Here is a 15,423-nt window from a genome sequence, read left to right on the forward strand (position 1 = left end):
CAGATGAGTGACGGCAAGCGTGGCCCGCGCTGGGGGGTGACGGCTTGATGGATTTATCTGTCACTCATGACGAAATCGGCACAGCAGCGGCGCATCAATGGCTCGAAGGCAGGAACTCGAACAGCGTCTTGCAAACGCCGGCGATGTGTTCGTCCAGTAACTTCACCGCCCGCTCCACATCACCGGCGCGGCAGGCCGCAAGAATTTCCCGGTGTTCGTGGTCGGCGCGTTCCTTGCCGGCCGAAAGGCTCATCTGCATGCGCAGGTAGCGCTCCAGCTTGTCGTGCACCGAGCGGATCAAACCCACCAGAAAGGGGCGTTGCGCCGGCTCGTAGAGACAGGCATGCAATTGCCAGTTCAGTTCAGCCCAACGACCCACGTCGTCTTCACCGATGAACTCACGGCAGATGCTCTCGGCGCGGACGAAGGTCTCTTCAGTCATGTTGGGAATCGCCAGGCGCAGCACTTTGTCTTCCAGCAGCATCCGCACCTCGAACATCTGCGCCAGTTCCGCCTCGGAAATGCGCGTGACCATCGCCCCGCGATTGCGCTGGAACATCACCAGCCCCTCGGCTTCCAGGCGCTTGAGGGCTTCGCGCACGGGAATCTTGCTGACGTTGAACTGCCGGGCGATGTCGTCCTGGCGAATGGGCTCGTCCTCGGCAAAATGCCCGGCCACGATGGCTTCGCGCAGATGACGGGTGATGATTTCCGAAGTGGAAGGGGTGTTGCCCAGATCAGGCAGATTGAACTTGGATAAGGTCACGGCGGCGGTCGTTTGGCTTGGTTGGGGATATGGTATACGACTTTGCCAGCAGTCGCGTTGTGCAGTTGGCACGTGCCAGGAAGGGGCATTTCGCTGGGTTGTGAATGGGAATTTGTGTCAAACAAGAATGAGTTGCTGTATCTTTCGCGACACATTCTTGTCGGCCTCTGGGGGGCTGACGTATTTTCGTTAGGATTGTGCATCGATGCGTCGGATTCTCGTTTCACTGTGTGTGCTCCAGGCTTATTCCGTATCCACGTGGGCAGACGAGCCCATGGCCGCAACCTCCGCACCGTTGGAACTGCAAGCCACGGACATCGTGGGTCTTTCGGATATCGAGTCCGCGCAGGGGCCCGTCAAGGGATATCACGCGACCCGTTCGGCCAGCGCGACACGTACCGACACCGCGATTCATGAAACCCCACAGTCGATTTCCGTGGTTTCGCGCGACGTGGTGGAAGACCTCAGCGCCACCCGGCTGCAAGACGCGCTCGATTACGCCGGCGGGGTCGGCAGGGCGAACAACTTCGGTGGCCAGGGCCTGACCACGTTCACGGTCCGCGGCTTTACCACGGGCGAGTTCTACCGCAACGGTTTCCCGATCAACCGCGGTTACCCGAACATGCCAGATGCCAACACCATCGAGCGCCTGGAAGTGCTGCGCGGCCCGGCGACGATGTTGTACGGTCGCGGCGATCCAGGCGGCACCTTCAACGTGGTGTCCAAGCAGCCATTGGCCGAACGCACCGTGACCCTGGGCAGCCAGGTCAGCGACCAGGGCATGCGTCGCGGGACCCTGGATGCCTCGGGCCCGCTGGACGAAGAAGGGCGCCTGGCGTATCGCCTGAACGTGATCGGCGAGGGCGGCGATACGTTCCGCGACCACGTCGAGACCGAACGCTATGGCATTGCGCCGGTGGTGACCTGGCAGGTCAACGACACCACGCGCCTGACCTTCGAAGGCGACTTCATGCGCAACAATGCGCCGCTGGACCGTGGCCTGACCCATTACGCCGGCCAGCGCGGCACCGCCTCGCGCGATACGTTCTTCGGCGAGAAAGACGCCGGCAAGTTGCACAACGACAACAACATGCTGCAGGTGCGTTTCGAGCACATGCTCAACGACGACTGGACCTTGGCCGGCGGTACCCAATGGCTGGACGGCACCCTGCAGGGCAACGCGGTGGAAGGCAACAGCATCGGCGCCGATGGGCGTACGCTGAGTCGTAACTTCAACTACCGCAAGTTGGAATGGACCGATCGCGACACCCAGCTCAACCTCACCGGGCGTTTTTCCACGGGTGGGTTCGAGCACACACTGTTGACCGGCATCGAGTATGAAGACTACGACTACCAGTCCATCATCCAGCGATCTTCCGGCGAGGTCGGTGCCTACCCGATCGATATCTTCGATCCGGTGTATGGCCAGCCACGCCCGGCGTTGACGCGCAAGCCCACGGATGACCAGGAAAACCTCAAGACGTTTGGCGTGTTTGTCCAGGATCAGGTGGCATTGACCGAGCGGTTGAAGCTGTTGGCTGGAGCGCGTTTTGAGCGGTTTGAGCATGAGTATGAGACATTCGTCCCACAGCCTCGGCCCGGCAGCAGAAACTGGGATGTCACTGACAGCGCCGTCACCCCACGCCTGGGGATGATCTACGACCTGACCGACACCGTGGCTGTCTATGCCAATACCGCCCGCTCTTTCAAACCCAATACCGGTGCCAGCCTTCAAGGTGGCGGATTCAAGCCGGAAGAGGGCAAGTCCTATGAAATGGGCGTCAAGTGGGAAGCGCTGGATCGGCAGTTGAGCGTCGACGCGGCGGTCTACCAGATTGAAAAGCGCAACGTACTCACGCCCGACCCGCTGGACGCCACCTTCAACGTGGCTGCCGGGGAGGTGCGCAGCCGTGGTTTCGACTTGAATGTGGCGGGCAACTTAACGCCGCAATGGCGCGTGATCGGTGGCTACGCGTATGTGGATGCCGAAGTGACCAAGGACATCAACATCCCGTCCGGCACCCGCTTGCTTAACGTGCCCAAGAACTCCTTCAGCCTGTTGAACGTCTACGAGTTCCAGGACGGTGGTCTCAAGGGCCTTGGGCTGGGCTTAGGCGCCAAGTATGTCGATGAGCGGGCAGGTAATACGGCGGCCAGCACTTTCACCATGGACAGCTACACCGTCGTGGACCTGCTCGGCTACTACAAGGTCAACGAGCGGATCCGCCTCAACCTGGACCTGAAAAATCTGTTCGACGCCGATTATGAGGAAGGCGCATTTGGTGGCGTCTACGCCTACCCAGGCGCACCGCGAACCGTGCAGGCCGGCATCTCCTATACGCTCTGAACTCCAGGCGTCATGAAAACCCCGGAGGTTGTGCCTCCGGGGTTTTTCTTTTTACCACTTGCCCGTGCTCATCCCGCCGTCTACCGGCAGTATCGCGCCGGTCGTGAAATCAGCGCCCGCCAGGTACAACACGGCCTCGGCAATTTCCTCGATGGTACCGACGCGACCGGCCGGGGCCAGGTTGTTGAGGAAGTCGCGGTGCGCCGGGTCATGCATGGGCGTGTCGATGATGCCGGGGGCGACCGCGTTGACCTTGATGTTGTGGGGCGAAAGCTCCAGCGCCAGGGCACGGGTCATCTGGTTGACCCCGCCTTTGATCAACACCGGCAGCGCCGCCGGCACCTGGATGTTCGGTTGCAGGGCCACGGCGGCGGAGATGTTGATGATGAAACCCTGCTGACGACCGATCATGTGTGCGGCAGCCGCCTGGCTGGCGTAGACCAGACCCTTGAGGTTGGTGTCCAGCAGCGCTTCCAGGTCCTGGGGGCTGTATTCGATGAAAGGTTTTGGCAGGAAGAAACCGGCGTTGTTCACCAGCCCGTCCACGGCCCCGAAGGTTTCGATGGCTTTGTTGATGAGACGGGTTGAAGTCGCCGGGTCAGCGATATCACCGGCCACGCCAATGAAGTTCGCCGGATGGCCGAGCTGTTGCGCCGCGCTGTCCAGGCCGGACTGAGAGCGGGCATTGCCCACCACGTTATAGCCCCGATCCAGGAACGCCTGGACCAGACCCAGGCCGATGCCACTGGAGGCGCCGGTGATGATGACGGTTTTGTTGAGGCTCATGATTGGACTCCTGATCAATTGAATTGAAACCGTTGCACCGATGTTGGCGGTGGTTGAGATCAGGGTATTGATGCGCTTGGGTTTGATAAATGCGGGGGCTGGTACTTGAGTTGATACGTCATGTAATTAATTCAATGTGGGAGCGAGTCTGCTCGCGATGACGGTATTCCAGCCAACATCAATGTGACGGGTCCATCGCCATCGCGAGCAGGCTCGCTCCCACAGGGTTAATCATCAGGCACAAAAAAGCCCGGTCAGTTGGACCGGGCTCGGGAAGGTAGAACCGTCACTCTTTGGGCAAGCTTCGGTATTGCGTCGTCGTCATACCCGCGTAACCCCAGTTATCGGTGTCGACTTCCTCGATCACGATGTGGGTCAAGTGCGGGTCCTTGCCCAGCACCCGTTGCAGGGTTTCGGTGATCTCGGAAATGACCTGGGCTTTCTGTTCGCGAGTGACACCGTCGCGGGTTATACGCACATTGACGAAAGGCATGATGCACTCCTGCTGATGGGAAATGAGCGCAGGAGGTTCCCGCGCCACGGGGGCCACTATATTTATACGCCTGCGGCTGATAAACAGGTGTCTGGAACTTTCAGTTGATACGCGGTGTAACGAATCATGAAGCGTCATTTCGAAGACTTGCAGTTGGGCAGCATAGAACTGTTCTGCCTGGCGGCGGAGGCAGGGAGTTTCACCGCAGCGGCCCAGCTTGCCGGTGTGACTCCGGCGGCGGTGAGTCGCTCGATTTTTCGTCTGGAGGAGCGCCTGGGTTCGCGTCTTTTCGTGCGCACCACTCGCAGCATTCGGCTGACGGAAGCCGGCAAGACCTATTTCGAGCAATGCCGGCAAGCGCTGACGCAACTGGTGGAGGCGCAACAGGAAATGATGGGCGCGCAATCGGTGCCGTCCGGGCAACTGCGCATCAGCCTGCCCACCACCTACGGTCATCACCGCATCCTGCCCTTGCTGCCGGCCTTTCGGGCGCTGTACCCGCAAGTGACGGTGGACCTGCACCTGAGCAACCGAAACATCGACTTCGTTGCCGAAGGTTATGACCTCGCCATCCGGGTGCGAGCACAACCCGACTCATCGATGATCGCCCGGCTGCTGGAGGACGCGAAACTGGTGGTGGTCGCGTCCCCGGATTACTTGCGCAAGGCCGGCACGCCGCAGGTCCTTGAAGACCTGGACGACCACGAGTGCATCCAGTTCGAATTGCCCAGCAGCGGACGGCGGATTTCCTGGTTGTTCAATGTCGACGGCAAGGAAAAGGAGGTGTTCGGCGAAGGAGGGTATTGCTGTTCGGACGATGTGCTCGGCGGCGTGACGCTGGCCAAACATGGCGCCGGCTTGTTCCAGACCTACAAATTCATCGTGGAGCAGGAGCTGGCCAACGGGCAATTGGTGGAGGTACTTGCGCCTTTCGCGGGGCGCTCACGTCCGTTCACCTTGCTGTATCCCCACGGTCGGTACGTGCCGCAGCGGGTGCGCGCCTTTGTCGATTTCCTGCTGCAGTACCGGGAGCAGTGGGCGGCGGATTGAAGTAACGGTGACCTGTGGCGAGGGGATAAATCCCCTCGCCACATTGAATCCCTGCCGCTTCACGTTAACTAACGGCGCCCACGGAGATTTTTAGCTCAGAACCGAAACGCCTGGCGCCCAATCAGCAGCCACTTGCCATTCTTCTGCTTCTGCCAGATCTGAAAGTTCTCGATTTCCGTCGGAACCACTTCGGTGCCTTTGAGCGCTTGCGCGGAGAAGTGGTGACGCACCAGGGCCACATCGCCTGACAGGGTGATTTTCTGATCCTTCATCTCCAGGGTCTTGAACGCGCTCTTGCCGGTTTCGATGTCGGCAATGAAGGCTTTCTTGTCCTGAATCTTCCCGCTGGAGTGCCCGTAGGTCAGGTTTTCGGCGGCCAGTGCCTGGAGTTGTGGGATGTCTTTGTGCAGCATGGCTTGGGTCAGGTGGTCGACGGCCTGGGCCACTTCCTGCTCGGCCGATGAAGAGGCAGCCGCGACGTAGCCGCTGAACAGGCACAGAAAGCTGATGACCAATGTGGCTTTTTTCATGGGTATTTCCTTATTTTTGTAGGTATCGGAGCGGATTAGCGTTTTCAGCTGATCTCGTCTGTCATCGTACAACTTGTTTGGGGTGACGGGAATAGGTCGTCAAGTTTGGTCGGTGACGAGAGCGGCATCGGTAGGCTTCAGATTCAGAGACCCTCGCGAACCGCCCCGCGAATGCCCTCCAGCAACATGGCAAACGCCGGGTTGTCATTGTCCTGGCGCCATATCAGGTGCAACTCGCTTTGTACCCCTTCACCCAGATCGATCTCACGAAACACCACCTGCCTGAACACCACGCTGGTGGCACACCGGGGCACCAGTGCCAGACCCATGCCGGCGTTGACCAGCGCCAGGATCGTCAGTGAGGAACCCAGCCATTGCACGAACTGCGGTGCAACGCGGGCCGAGCGCAGCATGCCGGTGAGCAGTTCGTTGAAAGGTGGGTAGGCGGAGTGGGAGTACATCAGGAACGGTTCACCGTCGAGATCTTCGACGCCCACCGAATCGGCACTGGCCAGCGGATGCCCGACGGGCACGGCCAGGACGAACGGTTCGCGCACCAGGCACTCGGTGGCGTAGCCGGTTTCCAGCAGTGGCGAGCGGACGATCCCCAAGTCGATGCGGCGAGCGCGCAGGGCCTCGTGTTGCTGGTAGGTGTTCATCTCCGACAGAACGATTTTTACCTGGGGTTGCTTCAAGCGGGCTTCGGCGATGACTTTGGGTAGAAACTCATACACCGCGCTGCCGACGAAGCTGATGGTGACTGAGCCGATGTCGCCCTGGGCAAACCGCTTGGCGGCCACGGCGGCTTGTTGCGCCTGCTCCAGCAGGTTCTGCGCTTCGATGAAAAACGCCCGTCCGGCGGCGGTGAGCGCCACGCTGCGAGTGCTGCGGGTGAACAGTTCGACACCCAGGTGATGTTCCAGCAACTGGATCTGCCGACTCAGCGGAGGCTGGGTCATGTTCAGGCGTTCGGCGGCGCGACGGAAGTTGAGTTCGGTCGCCACCGTGGTGAAGCAGCGTAGCTGGGCCAGTTCAAACATTGATTCAATCCAGGTATCAATCAAGTGCCAAGTTAGATTAGACGGGAACAATACCCTCCGTCCATCATCGGCCCGTCCTCTACAAAAACAATGATCGGAGCCGCTGCATGAAGATCACCCGCGTCACCGTCACACCCATCGCCTTTCGCGATCCGCCGTTGCTCAACGCCAGCGGCATTCATGAGCCCTACGCGTTGCGTTCGATCATCGAGATCGAGAGCGACAACGGTTACATCGGCCTGGGCGAGAGTTACGGCGATGCGCCGGCCCTGGCGATCCAGCAGCAATTGCAAAGCCAGTTGATCGGGCTCGACCCGTTCAATCTCAACCAGTTGCGGGCCATCGTCCAGGCCACCGTGGCCGCCCACCGGCCCGCCAGCGTTGCCGGTGCGGAGCTGGCGCCGGGTTCCCATGCGAGCAAGGCGGTGAGCAATGCTTACTCAGCGTTTGAAGTGGCCTGCCTGGACCTGCAAGCCCATTACCTGAACGTGCCGCTGGTGGATCTGCTGGGCGGGGCGATTCGGGATGAGATCCCGTTCAGCGCCTATCTGTTTTTCAAGTACGCCGAGCACGTCGATTCGCCGTATCCGCCGGACAGCTGGGGCGAGGCGCTCAACGAACAGCAGATCGTCGCCCAGGCCCGGCGCATGATCCAGGACTACGGCTTCAAGAGTATCAAGCTCAAGGCTGGCACCCTGGAGCCGGAACACGAGGTTTCCTGCATCAAGGCGTTGAAACAGGCGTTTCCCGGCTACCCGCTGCGCATCGATCCCAATGGCAACTGGTCGCTGGAAACTTCCATTCGCATGGCCGAGCTGCTGGGCGATGACCTGCAATATTACGAAGACCCCACACCAGGGCTCGAAGGCATGGCCGAACTGCACAGGCGCACGGGCCTGCCGCTGGCGACCAATATGGTGGTCACCGATTTCGACGAGTTCCGTCGCAGCGTGGCGCTGAACAGTGTGCAGATCGTCTTGGCCGACCATCATTACTGGGGCGGGCTGCGAGACACCCAGGCGCTGGCGAAAATGTGCGACACCTTTGGCCTGGGCGTGTCGATGCATTCGAACTCCCACTTGGGCATCAGCCTGATGGCCATGGCCCACGTCGCGGCTTCGGTGCCGAACCTGGATTACGCCTGTGACACCCATTACCCGTGGCAGGAACCGGATGAAGAGGTGATCAAGGGCGGCAAGCTGCCGATTGTCGATGGTTGCGTGAAAATCACCCGTGCGCCGGGGCTTGGACTGGAGCTGGACCGCGATCAACTGGGCAAGCTGCATGAGCAGTTCCTCAGTTGCGGCATCCGCCAGCGCGACGATGTGCGGCAGATGCAGCGCTACAAGCCGGACTGGAAAACCGTCAAACCGAGGTTCTGAGCCAAGGATCCTGTGGGAGCGAGCCTGCTCGCGATGGCGTTGGGTCAGCAGCATTTAGGGTGGCTGACACACCGCCATCGCGAGCAGGCTCGCTCCCACCTTAGTTTCAGGGTTAGGCCCTAAGTATTGCCCCTCCGTCACATCGCAGTCTTACACCCAAACTGCCGCGCCGGGCCGGCGCCTCCAAAGCATCCGCCAATTGCCTCCAAGGCAGCGTATGACGTGGCCTGTCGCCTTTCGATAATCGCCTCCGACATCCCGTCTCATGTTGCGGAGCGCGCCATGCACAACAATAAAAATACTCGCCACCGTTTTTTGCCTGCGGTCATCGCCGGCCTTTCGAGCCTTGGCCTGACGTCGTGGGCCCAGGCTGAAATCATGCTGTACGACAAGGACCAGACCACCTTTTCCACCGACGGCTATATCAACGCCTTTTACGTCAACAGCGATGTTGACCGGGCAGGGGAGCAGTTCGACCGTCGGCAGGCGCGGGTCAAGATGGGCTTCTTGCCCAACTACCTGGGCTTCAACATGGGCAAGCAGGTCGATGACCTCAAGCTTGGCGCCCGTGCCTCGTTCTGGGTGACCATCAATGACAGCGAAACCAACGGCACCGACACCGCCATCGACGTGCGGCAGTTCTACGGCACCGTCGCCAATCCGCAGTGGGGTGAAGTGCTGGTCGGCAAGGACTTCGGTCTGTTCGCCCGTTCCAATATTCTGCTGGACGAGTTGCTGGCCGGTTACGGGCAGGTCAGCGATACCCTCGGACTGGTGGACGGCGGCGGGGTGTCGTTCGGCAACATCGGCAGCGGCTACCCGTATCCGTTCCCGACTTCGCAGATCACTTACCGCACGCCGGTGATGGATGGGCTGCGGGTGGCGGTGGGCATCATGGACCCGGTGGACACCAACGACAGCAGCGCCACCGGCAAGGCCTACCAGGAAAATCCGCGTACTGAAAGTGAGGTGACCTACCAGTTCGACCTGGGTGGGGCGAAGATCTACAGCTGGCTCAACGGCAGCTACCAGACCTCGGACAACACCGACACCACGGTCGATTCAGTGACCTCCAAAGGCCTGGGCTATGGCGTACAGGCGAAGATGGGCGGCCTGTCGCTCACCGGTTCCGGGTTCCAGGCCAAGGGTATCAACCCGTTCTTCACCAACAACGCTGGCGAAGCGACGTTGCGCAATGTCGACAGTACCGGCTACCTGTTGCAGGGCTCCTACAAACTGGGCAAGAACCGCCTGGCGCTGTCCTACGGCAAGACCGAGGACGACGGCAATGGCGTGGTGGGCAGCGGCGCCGACTATGAAACCCGTGGCATAGCGCTGTTCCATGACGTCAACGACAACCTCAAGCTCGTGGCCGAATACAACCAGTTCGAAATCAACGGCCATGACACCAGCGCCCAGAACGAAGACACCGACACCTTTGCGGTGGGGGCGGTGTTGACCTGGTAAAGAGGATCCATCGGCAGCAATGCACAACCCTACGGTGAGGGGATAAATCCCCTCACCGCAGGAGCATTCCAGCCGAAACCCCGTTTTTTGTGGTGGCCCCTGCCGTGCGCATCGCGGCAGGGGCCGCCACTGTTCTCCTCCCATGGAAGCGTCTACCCGCTACCCAAGTAGCATTCGTGAGTCGGGCGCCGCTTCGTACACTCAAGGTTCCTGTTACGCACCCGTCGGAGGCGAAGATGCTAAAGGCCCAGAGCGAAGGTGTGATAAGCGCCATGTCCCAGGCAACGAACGTCCAGCAGGTTGCCCAGGAGCTGGCGCGGCAGTTGCTGCACCCGCACTTGGGTTTCGTGCTGTTTTTCTGCTCCGCCGAATACGACTTGCCGGCTCTTGGCAAGGCGCTCTCCCAGAGCTTCGGCGGGATTCGCCTGGTGGGCTGCACCAGCGCCGGAGAAATCACCAGTCAAGGCTATGGCCGCAACTGCGTCACAGCGGTGGGTTTCGATCATCGGCATTTTTCCATTGCCGCCGAGCTGATCGGGGAAATGGAGCACTTCAGCCTGATCGACGCCCAGCAAATGGTCGAACGGCTGGCCAGCGGTTGCCGCAGCAATGCGCTGGCGCCGATCAAGGGCCACAGCTTTGCCCTGACCTTGCTCGATGGGTTGTCCAGTCGCGAGGAGATGGTGCTGGCGGCGTTGAGCGCGGCGCTGGGGGACATTCCGCATTTCGGCGGTTCGGCCGGCGACGACAACTACCTGACTCACACCCACGTGTACTACGAAGGTCAGTTCCACAGCGGCGCGGCCGTGGTGGTGCTGATCAACACCTGGCTGGATTTCGAGGTGTTCACCACCCATCACATCCTGCCTCGGGAGGAGAAGTTGGTCGTGACCGGGGCCGACAGCACCTCACGGCGTGTCTACGAGCTCAATGCCGAACCCGCCGCCGAGGAATATGCCCGGCACATCGGCGTGCCGGTGAATGCGCTGAACTACCGGGTCTTCGCCGCCCATCCGCTGGCGGTGCGCATCAACGACCAGTATTACGTGCGGGCGATCCAGCAGGTGCACCCAGACCTGAGCCTGAGTTTTTACTGCGCGGTGGAGAACGGCATCGTGCTCACGGCGATGACCCCGGGCCCTTTGCTGCACAACCTGCAAGAGCTGTTCAGCGGCTTGCAGGGGCGTCTGGGTGACTTGCTGCTGACCATCGGCTGTGACTGTTTTCTCAGGCGCATGGAACTGGAAGATCGCGGTGGCCTGGAGCAGATCGGCCAGTTCCTGCGCGACCATCGCGTGATGGGCTTCAACACCTACGGAGAGCAGTTCAATGGCATGCACATCAACCAGACCTTCACCGGAGTTGCCATTGCCCGCCATCGCGTCCCCGGCCATCGCTGACCTGCAGGCGCAGATCGCCAGCCTGCAGCACGAAAACCGCAAACTGCGGCGGATCAACGACGCACTGATCGAACGGGTGGAGTCCGGCGTGACCCGGGGCAACGACCCGTATGCGGCATTCCAGCATTCAGTGGTGCTGGCCGAGCAGGTTCGCGAGCGCACCGATGCCCTGAACCAGGCCATGGCCGAACTCAAGGCCGGCAATCACCTGCTGGGCGAAGCGCGGCTGCGCGCGGAAACCGCCCACCGGCACCTGATCGATGCCATTGAGAGCATTTCCGATGCATTTGTGCTGTTCGACGAACAACAGCGCATCGTCCTGTTCAACAGCCGCTTCAAGGCATTCTGGGCCCACAGCCGCGTGCGTATCATCGCCGGGATGCGCATTTCCGAGGTCAAGCGACTGATGACCGCCAACGGGTTGTTCAGCGAAGAACCGCGTGGCCAGGCCGACGAGCATGTGCTTTACCGCTTGCAGAACGGGCGCTGGCTGCAAGTCAGCGAACGACCAACCCAGGAAGGCGGTCGAGTGATTCTGTTTACCGACATCACCGACGTCAAACTCAGTGAAACCGTGCGTCGCGAACAGGCCATCGCGCAGAAATCGCACTTGTTGCAACGGGCCGTGGACAACCTTTCCCAGGGCGTGGCCATGGTCAATGCCCAGGGTGTGCTGGAGTTGTGGAACCGTCGCTTCCTGGAACTCAGCGGTCTGGCGCCAGTGGCGGCCCATCGGCCGTTTTCCGAGGTGATCGCCGACAGTGAACTGCAACTGCTGACCCCGGCCAGTCGCGACAGCAATGGCCGGCTCATCCACGAATGCGAGCAGCGCCTGTCGGATGGCCGGGTCTTGGAGATTCGCACCCATCCGCTACCCACCGGCGGCTACGTCAACACCTTCACCGACATCACCGAGCGCTACCAGCACGCCGAGGCCCTGAGTGAAAGCGAACGCTGGATCCGCCTGATCACCGACCATGTGCCGGCGCTGATCGCCTACCTCAATGCCGACTTGGTCTACGAATTTACCAACAAAGTCTACGAGCAATGGTATTGCTGGCCCCGTGGTGTGATGCTCGGCCAGAGCCTGCGCGAGGCCCACAGCGAACAGCATTACCAGCGCCTGGAGGCCTACGTGGCCCGGGCCTTGGCCGGTGAGAGTGTGACGTTCGAGTTTGCCGAGACCAATATCAACAACCAGGAACGCTATATGCTGCGTTCCTACGTGCCCAATCGGCTGGCCAATGGTGAAGTGGTGGGAATCTTCGTGCTGATCCGCGACATCACCGAGCGGCGTCGCACCGCCGAGGCGCTGCACCAGGCCTATCAGAACCTGGAACAGCGCGTCCAGGAACGCACCGCCGAACTGACCACCCTCAATGACCAGCTATTGCGCGAAATCGACGAGCGCAGCCGGGTGGAGCTGCGCTTGCGCGAGGCCAAGCGCGAGGCCGAGCAGGCCAACCTGTCGAAAACCAAATTCCTCGCGGCGGTCAGCCATGACCTGCTGCAACCGCTCAACGCCGCGCGGCTGTTCACCAGCGCTTTGCTCGAGCGCCGTGAGCCGGTGGCGAATGCGCAACTGGTGCGCAACGTCAGCCACTCGCTGCAGGACGTGGAAAACCTGTTGGGCACGCTGGTGGACATTTCCAAGCTTGATGCCGGGGTGATCAAGGCCGATATCGCGCCGTTCGCCCTCAGCGAGTTGCTCGACAACCTGGCCGCCGAATACGTCCAGGTGGCGCGCAGTGAGGGGCTGGAACTGCACTTTGTGCCGTGTTCGGCCCTGGTGCGCAGCGACATGCAGTTGCTGGCGCGGATCCTGCGCAATCTGCTGAGCAATGCCATTCGCTATACCCCCAGCGGGCGGGTGGTGCTGGGCTGTCGCCGGCACCGCCAGCGCTTGTCCATCCAGGTCTGGGACAGCGGCATCGGCATTGCCGAAAACCGTCTTGAAGAGATCTTCCAGGAGTTCAAGCGCGGCGATGTGCAGCGCCCGGATCAGGATCGAGGGTTGGGCCTGGGACTGGCGATCGTCGAGAAAATCGCCGGGATCCTCGGGCACCGGATCCAGGTGCGTTCATGGCCGGGCAAGGGCTCGGTGTTCTCCATCGACGTGCCCCTGAGCGCCACCGCGCCCAAGCCGTTGCCGAGCCTGGAGATGAGTGAACCGATGCTTGAGCGCTTGCGCGGGGCCCGGGTCTGGGTGCTGGATAACGACGCGGCCATCTGCGCCGGCATGCGTACGTTGCTCGAAGGTTGGGGGTGTCGGGTGGTGACTGCGCTGTCGGAGCAGGACCTGGCGCGTCAGGTGGACAACTACCATGCCGAGGCCGACCTGCTGATTGCCGACTATCACCTGGACAACGAACAGAACGGCGTCGACGCCGTGGCCCGGATCAACGCCCGCCGGGCCTCGGCGATCCCGGCCATGATGATCACCGCCAACTACAGCAACGAACTCAAGCAGCAGATCCGCGAACGCGGCCACACCCTGATGCACAAGCCGGTGCGGCCGATGAAACTGAAGATTGCGATGAGTCATTTGTTGAGTGGGCCCAAGAGTCATTGAGCCGAACGCTGTTGTGGCGAGGGGATTTATCCCCGCTGGGCTGTGAAGCAGCCCCCCTAGATCTGCCAGGCAGACCGAGTTCTTAGGTTTTAGGGCCGCTTCGCGCCCCAGCGGGGATAAATCCCCTCGCCACAGGGATGTGTGTCAGCGGTTCAACGGCGCAGATAAGCCCCGAAATCAATATCCCCGGCACTGAGAATCGCCTGCACCCGATTGTGCACATTGAGCTTGCGCAGGATGGCCGAAACGTGAGCCTTGACCGTGGTTTCGGCGATCTCCAGCGTGTAGGCGATCTGTTTGTTCGACTCGCCCTTGGTCATGCGTTCCAGCACCAGCAATTGTTTACGGGTCAGGGCCTGGAGCAGCTCGGGCGCAAAGGCCGGGGTTTCGTTCAGGCGGCGGCCCATCGGGCTTTTCTGCGTGCGGATGATGTCCGGTGGCAGGTACACGTTGCCGTTGAGAATCTGCTCGATGGCGTCGGTCATCTGCGAGCGCGGCGAGGACTTGGTGATGAACCCCACCGCGCCGTAGGTAATGGCTTGCAGCACCACCTGTTTGTCCTGTTCGGCGGAGACGATCACCACGGGGATGGTCGGCGCCTCGTTGCGCAGGTTGATCAGGCCATTGAGGCCGTGCATGCCGGGCATGTTCAGGTCCAGCAGGATCAGGTCGAGGTCGTCGTGCTCGCGGGTCAACGCCAGGGCGCTGTCCAGATCGGCGGTTTCCATCACCTCGCTGCCAGGAAAACCGTCGCTGATGACGTTGTGGATGGCTTCGCGAAACAGTGGGTGATCGTCGGCTATCAGGATCTTATACATGGCCATTCACCTCGTTATTGTCGTGTGGGTGGAGCGGGGGCACGCACTCATTGAAATCAGGGAAAGGGTTCGGGCCGGGCCGCTTGCAAGGGCAGGCGGGCCGCCTCCCAAGCGTCGAGGCCGTCGCGGTACCAATACAACTGTTTATAGCCCATGGCGGCGGCGCGTTTTACCGCGTTCCAGCTCAACCAGCAATCAGAGCGGCAATAAAAGACCAGCGGTTGATCCGCTCGCCCGCCCGTGGCTTTTCCCAGGTGATGGTTGAAGTAATCCTGCCAGGTCGGGTCGAGTTCGCCGTCGCCGGTATTGGCCAGCCACAGACTGCCGGGGAGGTTGGCGTGGGGCTCGTTGTCGATGAAGCGTCCCTGGAGCCAGGGGCGGCGATAGACGTCGATCAGGATCGCAGATGGCGTTTGCATCATCAGCTGTTGCAGTGCCTGGGTATCGAGCGTTTTTGCGCCATCGACGGTGGCGGGCGTCGGGCTGCGGTACTGGGCAATGCGATAGCCCTGCGCGGAGAACAGCGCAGTGTCAGCCTGGGCGACATTCAGCCACAGGCTCAGCAAGACGATCACCAGCAAACGGGGCATGGGAATTTATCCTTTTTGTTATGCGCCCATTACATGCCAGGGTCGAGGTCTTGTGAATGCGACCATAGACAGGAAAACCGGTACTAAAGTAGTAATTTCGGGCTCAAAGACAAGTGTCAAACCTAGGTCATGCTCTATCCCCTGTGGGAGCGAGCCTGCTCGCGATAGCGGTGCGTCAGTCA

13 protein-coding genes are annotated in these 15,423 nt (G+C 61.0%); 6 read left to right on the forward strand and 7 right to left on the reverse strand.

The genetic code is table 11. The features are described 5' to 3' along the window. Positions 1–94: 94 nt before the first annotated feature. Entirely contained in the window at positions 95–766 is a 672-nt protein-coding gene (locus GKKCFE_RS09920; protein ID WP_047228982.1) for a GntR family transcriptional regulator, read from the reverse strand. Positions 767–971: 205 nt separating this feature from the next. Between GKKCFE_RS09920 and GKKCFE_RS09925 the strand changes: the two genes are divergently transcribed. Continuing rightward, entirely contained in the window at positions 972–3,113 is a 2,142-nt protein-coding gene (locus GKKCFE_RS09925) for a TonB-dependent siderophore receptor (protein ID WP_445577800.1), read from the forward strand. A gap of 51 nt (positions 3,114–3,164) precedes the next feature. Here GKKCFE_RS09925 and GKKCFE_RS09930 read toward each other — a convergent pair whose 3' ends face one another. Next, the gene (locus tag GKKCFE_RS09930) at positions 3,165–3,899 is read right to left on the reverse strand and encodes an SDR family NAD(P)-dependent oxidoreductase (RefSeq protein WP_445577801.1); all 735 of its coding nucleotides are present in this window, start codon (positions 3,897–3,899) and stop codon (positions 3,165–3,167) included. Positions 3,900–4,185: 286 nt separating this feature from the next. Then, positions 4,186–4,392, reverse strand: coding sequence for a tautomerase family protein (locus GKKCFE_RS09935; protein WP_003202537.1), 207 nt, complete (start codon positions 4,390–4,392; stop codon positions 4,186–4,188). 126 nt (positions 4,393–4,518) lie between these two features. Between GKKCFE_RS09935 and GKKCFE_RS09940 the strand changes: the two genes are divergently transcribed. Next, entirely contained in the window at positions 4,519–5,442 is a 924-nt protein-coding gene (locus tag GKKCFE_RS09940; protein WP_107321696.1) for a LysR family transcriptional regulator, read from the forward strand. A gap of 95 nt (positions 5,443–5,537) precedes the next feature. Here the strand turns inward: GKKCFE_RS09940 and GKKCFE_RS09945 are convergent, their stop codons facing one another. After that, complete coding sequence (locus GKKCFE_RS09945) at positions 5,538–5,972, reverse strand: nuclear transport factor 2 family protein (protein ID WP_047228987.1); 435 nt, start codon at positions 5,970–5,972, stop codon at positions 5,538–5,540. A gap of 143 nt (positions 5,973–6,115) precedes the next feature. Further along, positions 6,116–7,012 carry a LysR substrate-binding domain-containing protein gene (locus GKKCFE_RS09950; RefSeq protein ID WP_188251616.1) on the reverse strand — a complete coding sequence of 299 codons (897 nt, stop codon included), beginning with the start codon at positions 7,010–7,012 and terminating at the stop codon, positions 6,116–6,118. Positions 7,013–7,119: 107 nt separating this feature from the next. Between GKKCFE_RS09950 and GKKCFE_RS09955 the strand changes: the two genes are divergently transcribed. The 4 genes from GKKCFE_RS09955 (at position 7,120) to nahK (ending at position 13,833) form a co-directional block, all read left to right on the forward strand. Next, positions 7,120–8,394 (forward strand): glucarate dehydratase family protein, encoded by a 1,275-nt coding sequence (locus GKKCFE_RS09955; RefSeq protein ID WP_173407039.1) that lies wholly within the window; start codon positions 7,120–7,122, stop codon positions 8,392–8,394. 282 nt (positions 8,395–8,676) lie between these two features. Further along, the gene (locus tag GKKCFE_RS09960; protein ID WP_076385177.1) at positions 8,677–9,861 is read left to right on the forward strand and encodes a porin; all 1,185 of its coding nucleotides are present in this window, start codon (positions 8,677–8,679) and stop codon (positions 9,859–9,861) included. Positions 9,862–10,097: 236 nt separating this feature from the next. Then, a complete protein-coding gene (nosP, locus tag GKKCFE_RS09965) occupies positions 10,098–11,261 on the forward strand; it encodes a nitric oxide-sensing protein NosP (protein ID WP_445577802.1) in 1,164 nt (387 codons plus the stop codon). After that, positions 11,191–13,833 carry a hybrid sensor histidine kinase/response regulator NahK/ErcS' gene (gene nahK / locus GKKCFE_RS09970; protein WP_281459298.1) on the forward strand — a complete coding sequence of 881 codons (2,643 nt, stop codon included), beginning with the start codon at positions 11,191–11,193 and terminating at the stop codon, positions 13,831–13,833. The genes nosP and nahK overlap by 71 nt, the downstream gene beginning before the upstream one ends. Before the next feature lie 152 nt (positions 13,834–13,985). Here the strand turns inward: nahK and GKKCFE_RS09975 are convergent, their stop codons facing one another. After that, positions 13,986–14,651, reverse strand: coding sequence for a response regulator transcription factor (locus tag GKKCFE_RS09975; protein ID WP_047229013.1), 666 nt, complete (start codon positions 14,649–14,651; stop codon positions 13,986–13,988). A gap of 56 nt (positions 14,652–14,707) precedes the next feature. Next, a complete protein-coding gene (locus tag GKKCFE_RS09980) occupies positions 14,708–15,241 on the reverse strand; it encodes a PQQ-dependent catabolism-associated CXXCW motif protein (RefSeq protein WP_445577803.1) in 534 nt (177 codons plus the stop codon). Positions 15,242–15,423: the final 182 nt, after the last annotated feature.

The sequence above is a fragment of the Pseudomonas sp. E141 genome (assembly GCF_052659885.1).

Excerpts from the sequence above, each read along its gene's own strand:
- GKKCFE_RS09925 (WP_445577800.1), top strand. The coding sequence starts at position 972 with ATGCGTCGGATTCTCGTTTCACTGTGTGTGCTCCAGGCTTATTCCGTA.
- GKKCFE_RS09930 (WP_445577801.1), bottom strand. The coding sequence starts at position 3,899 with ATGAGCCTCAACAAAACCGTCATCATCACCGGCGCCTCCAGTGGCATC.
- GKKCFE_RS09935 (WP_003202537.1), bottom strand. The coding sequence starts at position 4,392 with ATGCCTTTCGTCAATGTGCGTATAACCCGCGACGGTGTCACTCGCGAA.
- GKKCFE_RS09940 (WP_107321696.1), top strand. The coding sequence starts at position 4,519 with ATGAAGCGTCATTTCGAAGACTTGCAGTTGGGCAGCATAGAACTGTTC.
- GKKCFE_RS09945 (WP_047228987.1), bottom strand. The coding sequence starts at position 5,972 with ATGAAAAAAGCCACATTGGTCATCAGCTTTCTGTGCCTGTTCAGCGGC.
- GKKCFE_RS09950 (WP_188251616.1), bottom strand. The coding sequence starts at position 7,012 with ATGTTTGAACTGGCCCAGCTACGCTGCTTCACCACGGTGGCGACCGAA.
- GKKCFE_RS09955 (WP_173407039.1), top strand. The coding sequence starts at position 7,120 with ATGAAGATCACCCGCGTCACCGTCACACCCATCGCCTTTCGCGATCCG.
- GKKCFE_RS09960 (WP_076385177.1), top strand. The coding sequence starts at position 8,677 with ATGCACAACAATAAAAATACTCGCCACCGTTTTTTGCCTGCGGTCATC.
- nosP (WP_445577802.1), top strand. The coding sequence starts at position 10,098 with ATGCTAAAGGCCCAGAGCGAAGGTGTGATAAGCGCCATGTCCCAGGCA.
- nahK (WP_281459298.1), top strand. The coding sequence starts at position 11,191 with ATGGCATGCACATCAACCAGACCTTCACCGGAGTTGCCATTGCCCGCC.
- GKKCFE_RS09975 (WP_047229013.1), bottom strand. The coding sequence starts at position 14,651 with ATGTATAAGATCCTGATAGCCGACGATCACCCACTGTTTCGCGAAGCC.
- GKKCFE_RS09980 (WP_445577803.1), bottom strand. The coding sequence starts at position 15,241 with ATGCCCCGTTTGCTGGTGATCGTCTTGCTGAGCCTGTGGCTGAATGTC.